At 46.5% G+C, this 13671-nt stretch carries 17 protein-coding genes; 6 read left to right on the top strand and 11 right to left on the bottom strand.

The window, feature by feature from the left end; all coding sequences use genetic code 11:
• Positions 1 to 5 precede the first annotated feature (5 nt).
• Genes KNO68_RS08995 through KNO68_RS08985 form a run of 3 tightly spaced genes read right to left on the bottom strand, consistent with a single transcriptional unit; the run spans position 6 to position 2453 of the window.
• Positions 6 to 1415: a sensor histidine kinase gene (locus tag KNO68_RS08995; protein ID WP_168169874.1), complete on the bottom strand. Its 1410-nt coding sequence runs from the start codon at positions 1413 to 1415 to the stop codon at positions 6 to 8.
• Positions 1412 to 2086, bottom strand: a complete 675-nt coding sequence (locus tag KNO68_RS08990) for a response regulator transcription factor (RefSeq protein WP_215112362.1) — start codon at positions 2084 to 2086, stop codon at positions 1412 to 1414. Before KNO68_RS08990 ends, KNO68_RS08995 begins: the two co-directional genes overlap by 4 nt.
• Before the next feature lie 25 nt (positions 2087 to 2111).
• A complete protein-coding gene (locus KNO68_RS08985; RefSeq protein WP_143404792.1) occupies positions 2112 to 2453 on the bottom strand; it encodes a hypothetical protein in 342 nt (113 codons plus the stop codon).
• Between the two features lie 165 nt (positions 2454 to 2618).
• Between KNO68_RS08985 and KNO68_RS08980 the strand changes: the two genes are divergently transcribed.
• Positions 2619 to 3095, top strand: coding sequence for a DUF305 domain-containing protein (locus KNO68_RS08980; RefSeq protein ID WP_074035791.1), 477 nt, complete (start codon positions 2619 to 2621; stop codon positions 3093 to 3095).
• Positions 3096 to 3295: 200 nt separating this feature from the next.
• Entirely contained in the window at positions 3296 to 4012 is a 717-nt protein-coding gene (locus KNO68_RS08975; RefSeq protein ID WP_214686217.1) for a peptidoglycan DD-metalloendopeptidase family protein, read from the top strand.
• Positions 4013 to 4057: 45 nt separating this feature from the next.
• On the opposite strand, the gene KNO68_RS08970 is transcribed toward KNO68_RS08975, so the two are convergent.
• From KNO68_RS08970 to KNO68_RS08960, 3 genes are all read right to left on the bottom strand, one after another.
• On the bottom strand, positions 4058 to 4219 hold the full coding sequence (locus KNO68_RS08970) for a hypothetical protein (protein ID WP_159562944.1): 162 nt from the start codon (positions 4217 to 4219) through the stop codon (positions 4058 to 4060).
• A gap of 87 nt (positions 4220 to 4306) precedes the next feature.
• On the bottom strand, positions 4307 to 5224 hold the full coding sequence (locus KNO68_RS08965) for a TerC family protein (protein WP_159562943.1): 918 nt from the start codon (positions 5222 to 5224) through the stop codon (positions 4307 to 4309).
• A gap of 117 nt (positions 5225 to 5341) precedes the next feature.
• Positions 5342 to 5770, bottom strand: coding sequence for an Rrf2 family transcriptional regulator (locus tag KNO68_RS08960; RefSeq protein ID WP_214687516.1), 429 nt, complete (start codon positions 5768 to 5770; stop codon positions 5342 to 5344).
• Between the two features lie 146 nt (positions 5771 to 5916).
• On the opposite strand from KNO68_RS08960, the gene KNO68_RS08955 reads away from it, so the two are divergent.
• Positions 5917 to 6774: an SDR family oxidoreductase gene (locus KNO68_RS08955; protein ID WP_214686215.1), complete on the top strand. Its 858-nt coding sequence runs from the start codon at positions 5917 to 5919 to the stop codon at positions 6772 to 6774.
• A gap of 38 nt (positions 6775 to 6812) precedes the next feature.
• Here KNO68_RS08955 and KNO68_RS08950 read toward each other — a convergent pair whose 3' ends face one another.
• Positions 6813 to 8345, bottom strand: a complete 1533-nt coding sequence (locus KNO68_RS08950) for a methyl-accepting chemotaxis protein (protein WP_215112361.1) — start codon at positions 8343 to 8345, stop codon at positions 6813 to 6815.
• Positions 8346 to 8474: 129 nt separating this feature from the next.
• Positions 8475 to 9116, bottom strand: a complete 642-nt coding sequence (locus KNO68_RS08945) for a TVP38/TMEM64 family protein (RefSeq protein ID WP_215112360.1) — start codon at positions 9114 to 9116, stop codon at positions 8475 to 8477.
• Between the two features lie 219 nt (positions 9117 to 9335).
• Between KNO68_RS08945 and KNO68_RS08940 the strand changes: the two genes are divergently transcribed.
• Positions 9336 to 11030 carry a methyl-accepting chemotaxis protein gene (locus KNO68_RS08940; protein WP_215112359.1) on the top strand — a complete coding sequence of 565 codons (1695 nt, stop codon included), beginning with the start codon at positions 9336 to 9338 and terminating at the stop codon, positions 11028 to 11030.
• Positions 11031 to 11048: 18 nt separating this feature from the next.
• On the opposite strand, the gene KNO68_RS08935 is transcribed toward KNO68_RS08940, so the two are convergent.
• Both KNO68_RS08935 and KNO68_RS08930 read right to left on the bottom strand, forming a co-directional pair.
• Complete coding sequence (locus tag KNO68_RS08935; protein WP_215112358.1) at positions 11049 to 11498, bottom strand: DUF1801 domain-containing protein; 450 nt, start codon at positions 11496 to 11498, stop codon at positions 11049 to 11051.
• Positions 11495 to 11851: a DUF2200 domain-containing protein gene (locus tag KNO68_RS08930; RefSeq protein ID WP_012727286.1), complete on the bottom strand. Its 357-nt coding sequence runs from the start codon at positions 11849 to 11851 to the stop codon at positions 11495 to 11497. The genes KNO68_RS08935 and KNO68_RS08930 overlap by 4 nt, the downstream gene beginning before the upstream one ends.
• Positions 11852 to 11966: 115 nt before the next feature.
• On the opposite strand from KNO68_RS08930, the gene KNO68_RS08925 reads away from it, so the two are divergent.
• A complete protein-coding gene (locus tag KNO68_RS08925) occupies positions 11967 to 12419 on the top strand; it encodes a MarR family winged helix-turn-helix transcriptional regulator (RefSeq protein WP_215112357.1) in 453 nt (150 codons plus the stop codon).
• Positions 12420 to 12434: 15 nt separating this feature from the next.
• Positions 12435 to 12947, top strand: coding sequence for a GNAT family N-acetyltransferase (locus KNO68_RS08920; protein ID WP_215112356.1), 513 nt, complete (start codon positions 12435 to 12437; stop codon positions 12945 to 12947).
• Here the strand turns inward: KNO68_RS08920 and KNO68_RS08915 are convergent.
• Positions 12944 to 13609, bottom strand: coding sequence for a haloacid dehalogenase type II (locus KNO68_RS08915; protein ID WP_214686197.1), 666 nt, complete (start codon positions 13607 to 13609; stop codon positions 12944 to 12946). The genes KNO68_RS08920 and KNO68_RS08915 overlap by 4 nt on opposite strands.
• Positions 13610 to 13671 lie beyond the last annotated feature (62 nt).

The following is a 13671-nucleotide window of genomic DNA, read 5'->3' as shown; positions in this document are numbered from 1 at the left end:
TTCCATTACTGGAGAGGCGTCTTTTTGCTGAGTGGTAGGGCGACGGTGAACGAGGTACCTGTTGTATCCGAAGATACCGTCAACGTCCCACCATGCCGTGTGACGATTTGCTTGGCGATGGCGAGTCCGAGTCCGCTTCCACCAGTTTGACGAGATCGTGATTTTTCAACACGGTACAGACGGTCGAAAATGTGTGGGAGATCTTCTTCAGGAATTCCCTTTCCGTCGTCAGTGATGGTCAAGACGAGATAAGCGTCTGAAGTATTAGAATGAAGTGAAACATGTGTCGCCTCACTATGCTGAATCGCGTTGTGGGCAATGGACCGGAAGACCTGAAGCATGCGATGTCGATCCAATGTGAGCGTGATGTCTACTTGTTCTATGTTCGGAGAAGCAGCGAACCGAATCGTCGTCATTCGGAACATCGTATCGAGCATTCGTCGTAAATCCTCACAAAACGTCGTGACAGAAACTTCTTCTCGATGTAACAAGAACGTGTTTTCGTCGAGTTGAGCCAATTGAAACGCATTTTCCACCAGTTCTGTGAGCGAACGACTCTCATCTAAAATTGTCTGGATGGATTGATTGCGTAGCGGTTCGGGTGTGCTTTCTTTCGAAGCAATCTCGGCATATCCCCTCAAATAAGTGAGAGGGGTCTTGATTTCATGTGAGAGATCGGACAAAAATTGATGTCGTTCGCGACGTAAGCGAGCCAACTCCACGGACATGGCCTCGATGGAGCGAGCCAACTCACCGATTTCGTCAACGCGATTCGTTGGTAGCTGTAGGTTATCGGGATTCGTCAGTACGTTCTCGGTCGCTTGTTTCAGTGACTGAATTGGTTTCGAAATGAGGCGGCTCAGCAGGATGAAGGTCAGCACGGTCGTCACCAGTGCGATGGTCGTGATATACAGAAATCGCAACTGAAGGCGATGACTGATTCCATGAATGATCTCAGTCGGTAAAAACATGTAGACGTACCCATACCGTGTATCGAGATCATCCGTGATCGGCGTACGAACGCTTAAATACGGCTCGTTTTCCCAGTCGTCCTCTAGAACAGTCGTATCATCGAATGGACCTGCACGTCGTTTCGTTTCGACGGTATCGACCAGTACCTGTGGAAAAGAACGGGACGTTTGAAGAAGATCATGTGCTGGGTCAGTGATGGCAACTTTTGTGTCCGTCTCACTTTCCATGGTAGCCACATGACCGATTGTCTCTTCGGAAAAGTTCATCGCCAATACATTCGCATGACTCTCAGCCCGTGATTCTAATCGATGGACTTCTTCTGTCACGCGTTCCCCAAGTAGTGTGTGGTAAAGGAGCAAGAATAAGACTCCTTCTATCAACAACGTAGACAACAGGAAGACGAGGCTGATTCGGAACGGTAAGCTATTACGACTGCGTCTCATCCGGAACGCTCCTCGGTCCATCGATACCCACGTCCCCATACCGTCTTCAAATAATCATCGATTGGAAAGCCTGCGTCCCCTAACTTTTCTCGAATCATGCGTATGTGTGCATCGACTGTACGGGGGTCAGATTCGGCAGAGTACGGCCAGACGAGATCATACAAATCTAAGCGATTGAACAAACGATTCGGGTGCTGAAGAAATAGCTTCAAGATGGCTGTTGCTTTTGGCGTCAGAATGATTTCCTGTTCTTCATATAAGATGCGCCCACTCTCTTCATCGTAACGGAGTGGACCGTATTGTAGGTTAACGACCCGACTTCTTCGCAGGACGGCTCGAATTCGAGCGAGAAACACATTTCCATCGAACGGTTTGGTGACGTAGTCATCCGCTCCGGCATCTAGCCCTTGAATGGTGGTCTCGTTGTCTGAACGTGCCGTCAACAAGACGATGGGTAATGCCGGATCCATCGTTTTCAACTGACGACAAAGTGAGATGCCGTCCACTTCCGGCATCATAATATCTAAAAGGATGAGGTCCGGTCGCTCTTCAATCTTATCGAGTGCGGAATCGGCATCATTTGCCTCGATGCAAGCATACCCATCGCTCTCAAGAAACAAACGAATCAAATGTCTCATTTTTTCTTCATCGTCTACGATGAGAATCTTCATCTTGTATTCCTCCTTCCTCTTATTATTATCGTTCCGTGTGCTTTGCGTGATTTCCTTCCATGGCGAAAAGAGTCTGTAGTTGTTCACGTGCGCGTTCGACGTCTCGACAGTAAATGACGGGTACTCTCGCGTCAATCGGTCGATCCGTGACGATGGCTACTGCACCATTTCGGATGGCGGCCCTCACTAAATCGACGCCACGTTCATTGATTGGGCGCTTGCATATATATAAAAACATTTTATTTATTTTTTCTGGTGTCGTTCCGATTCCGCGAATTGTCATTTCTTCCGGGTGATCGAGATAAGACCAAGATAAAACAGAATCAAGTGTTGCCAGTACGTCACGCAATGTCCGCTCTTGCATCATCGTTCTCCTTCCTTGCATGAACTCAATTTCACTAGTGTACCCGATGTTTGTGAAAAAGAAGTGAAAAGCGTTAAGAGTACGATTAGACCGAGAAATAGGCGGGTTTGAGTATAGAAGAAGTAGGTAAAAGAGTTTTTATACGCACAATAAGAAAGGATGAATAAGATGAAACAGTACGGTAAATTTGGAATCATGATTGCGGTCTCGACATTCATTATGTATTGGCTCATGTATTTGAACGTGTTTCAGTTCAATCATATCTTCTTTAGTCAGACGAGGTTGTACATGGCACTCATCATGGGATCGGTCATGGCGTTCGTCATGCTTCTCTTCATGTGGGGGATGTATAAGAACAAAACAGTTAACTTTATCATCCTAGGGGTCAGTGCTCTCGTCTTCAGTGCCTCGCTTTGGCTCGTACGTAGCCAGACGACCGTCGATGATGTCAGTTGGATGAAAGCGATGATCCCTCACCACTCGATTGCCATTTTGACAAGTGAACGCGCTGAAATTGAAGACCCACGCGTGAAAGAATTGTCTGAAGAAATCATCAAGGCACAGCGCCGTGAAATTGAAGAGATGAAGCGATTGATTGAAGATTTAGAGGATGAAGAGGAGAACGCCGAGGAAAATCGTGAGTAACAGACATGCACAGTCGAAAACGGCTGTGCATTTTTTGTATGTTGAAAAGGAAAAATAAAGAAAGTAAGTTATAATTTGTCTTCCTTTATTTGAAATATAAATGACATATTTGTCGGTTCGTTTTGGTGGTAAAATTTTTTCAGTTAGATAATATAAAAAAATAAAAATTTAAATACATAATTGAAAGGATTTACCACATCATGAAACGAAAGATGCTTTCTCTCTTCTGTGCCGTTCTTCTCACAGTCGGAATCTTCACTCCGACAGGTACCCCGGCTGAAGCTGCTACCACGTATTATGTCAAAGTCACGACTAACAGTTTAAACGTCCGTTCGGGTCCGGGCACGACGTATGCAATCGTCGGCAGTGCGAAGTTGGGACAATCCTTCAAATATCTCGGCGTGAGCGGGGGATGGACAAAAATCAATTTCAACGGGACATCCCGCTACGTATCCAGTACATATGTGAAGAAGTACAGTGTCTCCACGCTTTCAACCACATCGGCTGCGAAAATGATCATCCCGACAAAAGGGACGTTGACACAAAAGTATGGTCCGGCGAGCGGGCAGTACGGTTATACGTTCCATAACGGTATCGACTTGGCTGCTCCAAGAGGAACACCGGTCGTGTCAGCCGCTTATGGAAAAGTCATCGTTTCTCGGAACTATGGGGCTTACGGTAACCACATCATGATGAGCCACCAGTTGAACGGACAAACATACATCACAGTATATGCACACCTCGATCGTCTCAATGTCGTCACAGGACAGACGCTAGCAAAAGGAGCAACGATTGGAACGGTGGGGAATACCGGTAACTCGTTCGGGAATCATCTCCACTTCGAAGTGCATCGGAACAGCTATGTGTATAGCAGTTCATCTCCTGCTAACAGTATCAATCCGTATACAATGTTTTGACATAAAAGCACGCGCTCTCAAACAATGGGAGCGCGTGCTTTTTGATTAATGCCATGTTGTTTGTTTGTTTCGTTCGATTTGGTTGGCGGCGATGAAGCTGACACCAAGGACGATACCGAACACCAATCCGAATAGATTATTGAAAAGTAACATAAGGATGATCCCGAAGACGAGACCGATACTCATGAGGCCAATCCGATCAAACATATTGAATCCCCTTTTCTGTAGTTGTGCACCTCAATGATTACCCGATTTTCAAAGAAAGAACACCGACGAAATGGACTGATTGATTCATTATACGTGTTTAGACGAACCAGGTTTCGTTTTGTAGAAACTATAGAGGACGCTAATCAGGATGACGAGAACGATGGTTCCAAGAGACATCCAAATCGGCATTTTGTACACATCACCGAAAATCATCTTCGCCCCGATGAAGACGAGCATGAAGCTGAGACCGTGTTTCAAATAGTAGAAGCGGTCGATCAAGTTGGCGAGGACGAAGTAGAGGCTACGAAGTCCGAGAATCGCCATGATGTTCGCATAGAAGATGATATAGGGGTCACGTGAATACGCGAAACTTGCAGCGACCGAATCGACAGCGAAGACGATATCCGACAATTCGATAAAGATGAGCGCGATGAAGAGTGGCGTGAAGAACAACTTCCCATTGATGCGCTTCGTGAACTTCCCGGATGAGATATCCTGTGTGATGGGCAGGCGTCGCTCGAGCCAACGAATCGTCTTGTTTTCTTCAAGTGACTCGTCTTTCCCGATATTCTTATACATCATCCACCCTGTATAAACGAGAAACGCTCCGAACACGTAGTAGACCCAACCGAAGTTTTCTAAAAGGGATACGCCAGCGACGATGAAGACAGCGCGGAAGAAAATCGCTCCGAGAATCCCCCAGAACAGTACCTTGTGTTGATACTTGAGTGGGATGGCGAAATAGGCAAAAACAAGTGAAAAGACGAAGACATTATCAATCGCGAGTGCCTTTTCGATAAAGTAGACGCTCGCATATTCCGTTGCGGCTGTACTTCCTTGCGTGAAGAACAACCATCCTCCGAATGCGATGGCAATCCCAATCCAGACAAACGTCCATGTCCATGCTTCGCGGAGCGAGACTTCGTGCGCTTTACGGTGGAACACCCCGAGGTCAAGTGCGAGCATGAAGATGACGATGAGTAAGAACCCGATGAGTAGGGTCAACAACAACTCCTCCTTTTAAGGTCATATGAACTTCTATATATTTAATTTAAGTTCATAAGAACTCAAAGTCAAGCGTAAAAATAAACAACCACTCGAAAAGGAGTGGTTGTTTATTCCTCAATCTATACTTTGTTCAATGTTTTGTACAACATCTGCAAGCATAACTTGCTCTAGGACTCGTTCCATGGCGGATTGAGCTGTTATAAAAATGGGCTCAATCGTTGCTTGGATGTTTCTTCCGACCGGGCAAGCCGGATTTGGTTGATCATGAATTCCGAACAGTTCATTTGGTTCGACGACAGCAACGGCTTGATAAATTTCAAGAAGTGAAATGGTGTTTAGTGGTTTAGTAAGAATTGCACCAGCAACACCTGGTTTAACTTGAATCAATTCTGCTTTTTTTAACATGGCCATGATTTTTCGAATAAGAGCAGGGTTTGTATTTACGCTCCGCGCTAAAAAATCTGATGAAATCACTTCTGGTGGTGAAAGCGCAACAAGAGTCAGCATGTGGATGGCAACCGAAAAACGACTACTGATTGTCATAAATATCTCCCTTTCGGTTTTTATAGATGTAAACAACTTTGTTACATGCTTAGTATAACAGGGAAAGAATAATTGACAAATCAGTTACCTGTAATTATCATAATTACAGGTAACTGATTCGATTACAGGTTAGGGGAGGAAAAAGAATGAAATATTTAGTCACAGGAGCAACGGGGAAACTCGGCTCGAAAATTGTAGAGGAACTACTCAAGTCGATTGATGCGAGTGAGCTCGCTGTAAGTGTACGGAATCCGGAGAAGGCGGCGTCTCTTAAAGAGCGTGGCGTTGATGTGCGACATGGTGATTTTGATCAGCCGGACACACTCGATGAAGCGTTCAAAGGTGTTGAGCGTCTTTTGATCATCTCGGCAGATGGCGATAACGATACGCGGATTCGTCAACATACGAACGCGGTTGAGGCGGCGAAACGGGCAGGTGTTTCATTCATTGCCTACACGAGTCTAGCCGATGCGACAGACAGTGAGAACTTGATGGCACCTCCACATGTCGTCACAGAGGAAGCGATTGTCGAGTCCGGTATTCCACATGCGTTCTTACGGAACAACTGGTACTTAGAAAACGAGTTATCAAGCATTCAAGCGGTAATTGACGGGGCGCCATGGATCACGGCGGCTCGGGACGGTAAAGTCGGTTGGGCTCTACAACAAGATTATGCGGAAGCCGCAGCGAATGTTCTGTTGAAAGAACAACAGGATCATGTGATCTACGAACTATCAGGACCACTTCATACCCAGCAAGATCTTGTAGACGCACTCAGTGAAGTGTTAGGTCGTGAAGTGATGATGCAGGAGTTGAGTCTCGAGGCATACGAAGAGACGATGCGCGGGGCTGGGTTGCCAGAGGAAGTCGTTGCGATTCTTGTGGGGATTCAGCGAAGCATTCGTCAAGGAACGCTCGAAATTCATGAGAGTGACTTCGAATCGGTTCTCGGACGCCCGGTCACACCTCTTCAAGAAGGAATTCGTCAATTGCTCGGCCGATAAGGAAAATGCCCTCGACCAAGTGGTCGAGGGCATTTGTGTTAGGCGCGAGTGGCGTGATCCTCGAGTTGAGAAGTCACGTTTTCAAGCGAATTCGCGGTTAGCGCGAGTCGGTCCGACATCGAGCTGAGTTCTTTTTGGATGGCGACTTGCTCTTCCGTTGCTGCGGCAACATGATGAATCTGTTGTTGAAGTTCATTCGCCGCATATTTCGTCGATTCAAGTCGTGTTTCGAGTGTTTCCATCTGTGTCGTGACCCGCTGGCGCGTCTCTTGAATTGAAGCGATTTGTTCGTCGATTTCTGATACATCTTCTGTAAGACGGCCAAAGACAGCCGTCACATCGTTCGTGACCGTTTGACAGTTTTCGGTCGCTTGTTTGAAAAGATGCGCTGATTTGGATACGACGGTCGTATCTTCCATCAATCCACCGAGGACTCGGGTCATCTCGAATGCATATTCACGCGATTGGACAGCGAGTTTCCCGACTTCGGAGGCGACAACAGCGAATCCTCGTCCAGCCTCACCGGCACGAGCCGCTTCAATAGATGCATTCAAGGCGAGCATGTTCGTCTGTTCACTGATTGAACCGACTTGTTGCAAGATTTCTTGGATTTCGGTTGAACGATTCGACATTGTCGCGACAATCCGGTCGAGCTGTTCCGACTCGGTGATGATTTCTTGTACTTTTGCTTCCATCAGTCGCATGTCTTTGTTCCCGGCAAGGGCATCTTTGGCGATACGCGAGGACGCTGCGGCCGTCTGAGCCATTCGTTCTTGAATGAGCGCTGTCAAAGAACGGATTGAGTGAATTTCATCTGCGCCTTGTACCATGGAGGCTTGTTGAGATGAAGCATGCGCGACAATCGGATCGACCGTGACAGCGATTTGCTCACCAGATTCAAGAGACTGGTTAGCAGCGGATTCAAGCTCTTCGGCGTGACTGTTTAACGATTGAACGAGGGCGCTGACATCATGAATCGCTTGTTGTAACAACTGTCGTGTTTCTTGCTCCTGTGTTTCGGCATGTTGCGTCTCTTTGTTACGGAGGTGGATTTGCGCGACAAGCACAACACTCAGAAGAATCAAGTACACGGCATGGACGAGTAGTAAACTGAACGGATAGTCGCTCGTTCCACAAATCATCTCAGGGATTAAAAAGTATCCGACTAGATGTTGCACAGCAAAGATTCCGGCACTATACAAAATCAAGTCGATGCGACGCATAAACGACAAAATCGCCAAGACGACAAAAATGGAGAAGTGATATTCAACAAGTCCTTGTCCTCCAGCAACGGTCGAGATGCTTGCGAAGGTGAGTGTCAGCATCATCCAATAAGGAAATGCTACGGATTCTCGCTTCGAGGTGACGATCATCATCCCAAAGAAGAGGATTGGAAGGGCGAACAAGACCCATGTTACTCCGGAGTACACGTAACCGTCCGCACCGTTTCGCAGAATCGTATACGCATAGGCAAAGTCCGTGAAACGATGTAGCAAATGGACAACAACCGACGTCATCACAATCAATAACGTCGTCAACAACATCAACTGATTTCTTTTAATCAAACTCATCATTCTTTCCTCACATTCTCGTGTTCATTTGTTGTAGCTCTATACATATCGGATGAATAGTATAGAAGTTTATACGGATTACATGTTCAAGGCACAAAAAAAGAGCATAAAGCTCTCCCTCATAAAATTTCAATTCAATCCAAGCCATTTTTTAACCGGTTCTCGGAAGATGTACGTCACAACAATCAAGCCGACGAAGACGAGCGCGGCGATGAAAATCGTAGTGACACTGCCTGAGGCGAGGCTCGCCCCGAGGAAGCTGTAGGCGAACGTACCTGGAATCATGCCGAGCACGGTCGCCGGTACGAAGGCACGGAAGCGAACACGTGAGATTCCGCCGGCATAACTGAGTAAGTCGAAACTGACGAGCGGGATGAGCCGGAGGACAAATACATATAAAAAGCCACGACGTTCCATTTGAGTGAACAGTTTCTCTGACCATGGATAGCGGTCGACATTGATGACCGATCGACCGAAAAAGCGCCCCATCACGTACCCGGTCGTCGCGGCAGCAGTCGCGCCGATGATGATATAGAGGACACCTGGCCACACGCCGAATGCGAGTCCGGCTCCGAGTGACAGCACGGATGTTGGTAAAAATGCGACCGGACCGATGGCATAAAGGAAAATAAAGAAGAGTGGCCCCAAAAATCCGAATGACAAGACGATGTCCCGGATGTCAGACGGACGCAATTTATAGTGGAAATGGGTGATATAGAACAAAGATCCAAACACTAGAAGAAAGAGTGTGAGTTTGAGTGGTCGTGGCAAGTTGTCCGCTCCTTTCGTAACCGTAATTATCTGATGTTAGTATACTGCATCTCAACGCAATACAAATGCGAGCCGGCTTACAAAAGGTGTAACGAGCTGGAGCAAAGAGGCAGCTATTCGAATTGAAACTTAGGTCAATACATTTTAAGTATTTCTTCATTATTCACAAATTCGATTCGATAAAAAGAATAGGAGGGAAAATGATGAAAAAATTTAAGCATGTCTAAGAAGTTTACTGTATTGATTTCATTATTCGTTGTGACACTCGTCATGATTTCAATGTTAAGCCATGTGTTGATTGGAAGAATGGCTGATGCCGGAGAAAAGATATACGAAGAGAGATTGATTCCGATTCGTGCCATTGGACAGTTGAGAACCGATAATCGTGCAATCGACAGTCACTTGTTAGAACTAATGTTGACGACCGAAAGTGCTCGAAATGAAGAGTTACAAAAAAATATTGAAGAGCGTCGAGAGAGTATGGTTACCGATCTCGAAGTATTAAATGATTCGATTTCGACAGAAGATCCTGAATTAATGAGTCGAATCGAAAAGTTGAATGAGGAGACGAACGCATATTTGGAAAGCATAGACGTCGTATTGCAACCTGCATTACGAAATGAAAATGAATCTGCTTACCGACAATATGGAACAGAATTACGACCAATTCGACTTGCGCTTGTTGAGACAGCGAAAGAAGTTATGGATCAGTTGAATGTGGATGCGGAAACGGCCAGTGATACGATGCGGTCTGATCGAGAGCGTGCTGTGTTTATCTTTTGGGGTCTTGTCATTTTGGGAGCTGCGCTTTCAATTGGATTAGGCATCTACATCACGCGCCTTGTGGTTGGTCCGGTGAAAGAATTGAACGTATTGATGAGTCGTGCCGGTGAAGGGGATTTGACAGTCAATAGCACATACACATCACGCGATGAAATCGGGGCGCTCGCACAGTCATTCAATCAGATGAAAGAAAGTTTACGAGAGTTGATTGGTGGAGTGACTTCGACTGCTGGGCGTGTGGCGACTTCATCGGACGATTTGAAAAATAACGTAGAAGAAACGACAAAAGCGACAGAGATGGTAGCTGTGACGATGGAAGAAATCGCTTCGGGTTCACTCCATCAGTTGAAACGGGTCAAGTCTTCAAATGGTACCCTTTCAGAATTGACGAATGGCATTCACCAAGTCTCTGATCGTGCTCAACAGATGACTGTATTATCGGAAGGGGCATTGGACAAAGTACAATCAGGGAATGAGCTAATCGAAACGCTTGAACATCAGCTTGAAGCGATGAATGAAAAAGTGAAGACGTTGCAACAAGTCATTGAGCAGCTTAATACTCGTTCTCAAGAGATTGGTACAATCAGTGGGACCATTTCAGGAATTGCAGAGCAAACGAACTTACTTGCATTAAATGCAGCAATCGAGGCAGCGCGCGCAGGAGATCAGGGACGTGGGTTTGCAGTCGTTGCTGCAGAAGTACGAAAACTTGCGGAAGAATCAGCCGATGCGACCAAACAAATTTCCTCTCTAATTCATCACACACAGACAGAAACAAAGCATGCCGTAGAGACGATGCATGTCGTAGAAGGTGATATGGGACAGAGTGTGACGAACGTGCGGCAGACAGGTGTTGCGTTTGATGAAATTAAAGTGGCCATTGAAGAAGTCGGGCAACAAATAGAAGAAGTGTCCAGTGCTGTACAAGAAATGGCGGCGGGAGCGACAGAAGTGTTGAACTCTGTGAATGAGATTCAAGGAATTACTGAATCGACTGCCACAGAAACGGAGAACACATCAGCAGCTACTGAAGAACAGATGGCATCAATGGAAGAAATTACGGCAGCCGCTCAAGAATTATCGAATATGGCGGATGAGATGCGAGAGATGACGAATCGATTTACTGTGTAAATGAAAAGAGTCCGAAAATTAGTCGGACTCTTTTTTATTATCTCGTTGTCCTTCGTAGTGCTGAATCCATTCCTCGACAGTCATCTTCTTGACGAGTTCTCCGACCAAGTCAAACGGGATTCGCTGCACGTTATTGAAACGGATACAGCTTTTCCCCATATCAAGTTTCGTCGGGACACGACTCGCATACTCCCGTTCGAACCAAGCGAGTAATTCAGGGTCGGCGTAAATGCCCATGTGATACAGTCCGACATGGCGCTTTTGCGCGATTACACTGATAAACGGTAGTGGCGTCCCCGGTGTGACATGATACCCGGACGGATATCGATCGAGTGGAACGACGTAATGGACACCATGTCCGTCCGTCGTTTTTTCAAATCCGCCAGGTAAATGATCATCGATGACCTCGAGCAGATGAATAAATGAATCGAGCCGTGCCTCGTCGACGAGTGCTGTCACATCCATCATGATTCACCTCCTCGTAAAATCTTCTCCATTTTCTTTCCTTTTGCCAACTCATCGATGAGTTTGTCCAAATAACGAATCTCACGCATGAGTGGTTCTTCAACGTTCTCGACACGGACCCCACAGACGACACCTTTGATGAGGGCGCGGTCTTCATTCAGACGAGGTGCTGAAGCGAAAAACGTATCAAAATCGACTTGATTGGCTATCTGACGTTCGAGTCCGGTCTCATCGTAACCGGTCAACCATTCGATGATGGTATCGACTTCTTCCTTCGTCCGTCCTTTGCGTTCGGCTTTGGCGACGTAGAGTGGATAAACGCTCGCGAAACTCGTCGTATAGATTCGGTGACCCATCTCTCATTCATCTCCTTCTTAGCGAAAATTCTTACTTCCATTCTCTCACAAATTACGATACGCTTATATAAAGTGTTTTGTTGCATTTGCAACAAAGAGATAGAGGTGTCTCATAATGCATGACCATTTACGAGAAATCGGGATGATTGCGCGTGCCCTCGATTCAATCAGCAACATTGAATTTAAGGCACTCGGTTTAGAAAAAGGGAAGTACTTGTACGTCGTTAGGATTTTTGAACACCCAGGTATCATTCAAGAGCGGCTGGCAGAGTTGATTAAGGTAGACAGGACGACCGCCGCACGTGCCATCAAGAAACTGGAGCAAGAGGGATGGATTGAGAGACGGTCAGATTTAGAGAACCAGAAAATCAAACGGTTATACGTGACGCAGAAGGGCGAGACATTGTACCCGCTCATCATTCGGGAACATGAATATTCTACATCGGTCGCGTTATCAGGACTCGACGAGCAAGAAAGTGAAGAGTTGTTACGCCTCTTGAAAAAAGTACGAAACAATGTGGAGATAGATTGGGCCGAAGTGAAGAAAGGCAAGCATCGAGAATACTGAGAGGAGCGAGACCACATGATTGAAATCTCGAAGGTGACAGACGTAAAAGCCTTACGTCACATTAGCATCCAGACGTTTACGGAGACGTTCGCACGTCACAACACAGAAGAGCATTTGAACGCTTACTTAGAAAAAACGTACGCGACTGAGCAGTTGAAGCGAGAGTTGGCACACCCTGACTCTCATTTCTACTTTGCGTATGTAGATGGCGAGTTGGCAGGGTATTTGAAAGTGAACGTACGCGATGCTCAATCTGAACCGATGGGCGCCGATACGATTGAAATCGAACGGATTTACGTATTCGAAGCGTTTCAAGGTCACGGGGTGGGGAAAGCGTTATTTACTAAGGCGACTGAATTGGCGAAGGAGCTACACAAGCGAAAGATGTGGCTCGGCGTATGGGAACGTAATGAGAGAGCGATTCGATTCTATCGACGAAACGGGTTCGAACAGACGGGGGTGCACACCTTTTTCATGGGGGAAGATGCACAAAACGACCTCATTTTCATGAAGTCGTTCACGGACTAAAGCCATTCTGACAAGTTGTTTAAGTTCGGATAGATGGCATCTGGTTCTATATCAAATGCTTCAAATGGTAAGTCATTCCGATTGATCCAGGCCGCATGAAAGCCAAAGTTTTTCGCCCCGGCGATGTCCCAACCGTTCGACGATAAAAAGAGCACCTCGTCACGACGAAGACCAGACGTCTTGAACCAGTGCATATAGGCGGCAGGCGTCGGTTTCGGTTGTTTGATGCCGTCGACGCTGACAACCTCATCGAAGTAATCGCTAAGACCGGCGTTGTGAAGCAGTGCCTTAAGCATCTCGTCCGTCCCGTTTGAGAGAATGACGGTCTTCACGTCATTCATCTCTTTTAGGACCGATTCGATCTCCTTATACGGGGTGAGGTGCGCATACGATGCAGTCAGACGTTGTTCGATTTCCTTTGTGAATGGTGCGTCATGCACGGCTAATGCGTAACGGAGTGCGTCCTGGGTCACTGTATCGAAATCTTCATAGCGTCCCATCATGTGCCGCCAAAAGAAATACTCAAGTTGTTTCGTCCGCCACACTTGACTGATGGCTGCTCCCTTTTCAGGGAACTCTTGTTCACAGGCATCCTTCACCGAATGGACGTCGAATAAGGTGCCGTATACGTCAAAGACGATGGCTTTAATCGTTGGTTTCATAAATAACATCCCTCCTTCTGTGTCGTTATACCCGTCTTGTTCAGAATATAATAGGAGAAAGG

Origin of the sequence: Exiguobacterium sp. s75 (genome assembly GCF_018617145.1) — a bacterium.
Taxonomy (GTDB): domain Bacteria; phylum Bacillota; class Bacilli; order Exiguobacteriales; family Exiguobacteriaceae; genus Exiguobacterium; species Exiguobacterium profundum.
The sequence above is the reverse complement of the archived record's forward strand: the minus strand, read 5'-3'. Positions and strand labels throughout refer to the sequence as shown.

Coding starts and splice junctions, on each gene's coding strand:
- KNO68_RS08995 (WP_168169874.1), bottom strand. CDS start 1,415: ATGAGACGCAGTCGTAATAGCTTACCGTTCCGAATCAGCCTCGTCTTC.
- KNO68_RS08990 (WP_215112362.1), bottom strand. CDS start 2,086: ATGAAGATTCTCATCGTAGACGATGAAGAAAAAATGAGACATTTGATT.
- KNO68_RS08985 (WP_143404792.1), bottom strand. CDS start 2,453: ATGATGCAAGAGCGGACATTGCGTGACGTACTGGCAACACTTGATTCT.
- KNO68_RS08980 (WP_074035791.1), top strand. CDS start 2,619: ATGAAACAGTACGGTAAATTTGGAATCATGATTGCGGTCTCGACATTC.
- KNO68_RS08975 (WP_214686217.1), top strand. CDS start 3,296: ATGAAACGAAAGATGCTTTCTCTCTTCTGTGCCGTTCTTCTCACAGTC.
- KNO68_RS08970 (WP_159562944.1), bottom strand. CDS start 4,219: ATGTTTGATCGGATTGGCCTCATGAGTATCGGTCTCGTCTTCGGGATC.
- KNO68_RS08960 (WP_214687516.1), bottom strand. CDS start 5,770: ATGACAATCAGTAGTCGTTTTTCGGTTGCCATCCACATGCTGACTCTT.
- KNO68_RS08955 (WP_214686215.1), top strand. CDS start 5,917: ATGAAATATTTAGTCACAGGAGCAACGGGGAAACTCGGCTCGAAAATT.
- KNO68_RS08950 (WP_215112361.1), bottom strand. CDS start 8,345: ATGAGTTTGATTAAAAGAAATCAGTTGATGTTGTTGACGACGTTATTG.
- KNO68_RS08940 (WP_215112359.1), top strand. CDS start 9,336: ATGTCTAAGAAGTTTACTGTATTGATTTCATTATTCGTTGTGACACTC.
- KNO68_RS08935 (WP_215112358.1), bottom strand. CDS start 11,498: ATGATGGATGTGACAGCACTCGTCGACGAGGCACGGCTCGATTCATTT.
- KNO68_RS08930 (WP_012727286.1), bottom strand. CDS start 11,851: ATGGGTCACCGAATCTATACGACGAGTTTCGCGAGCGTTTATCCACTC.
- KNO68_RS08925 (WP_215112357.1), top strand. CDS start 11,967: ATGCATGACCATTTACGAGAAATCGGGATGATTGCGCGTGCCCTCGAT.
- KNO68_RS08920 (WP_215112356.1), top strand. CDS start 12,435: ATGATTGAAATCTCGAAGGTGACAGACGTAAAAGCCTTACGTCACATT.
- KNO68_RS08915 (WP_214686197.1), bottom strand. CDS start 13,609: ATGAAACCAACGATTAAAGCCATCGTCTTTGACGTATACGGCACCTTA.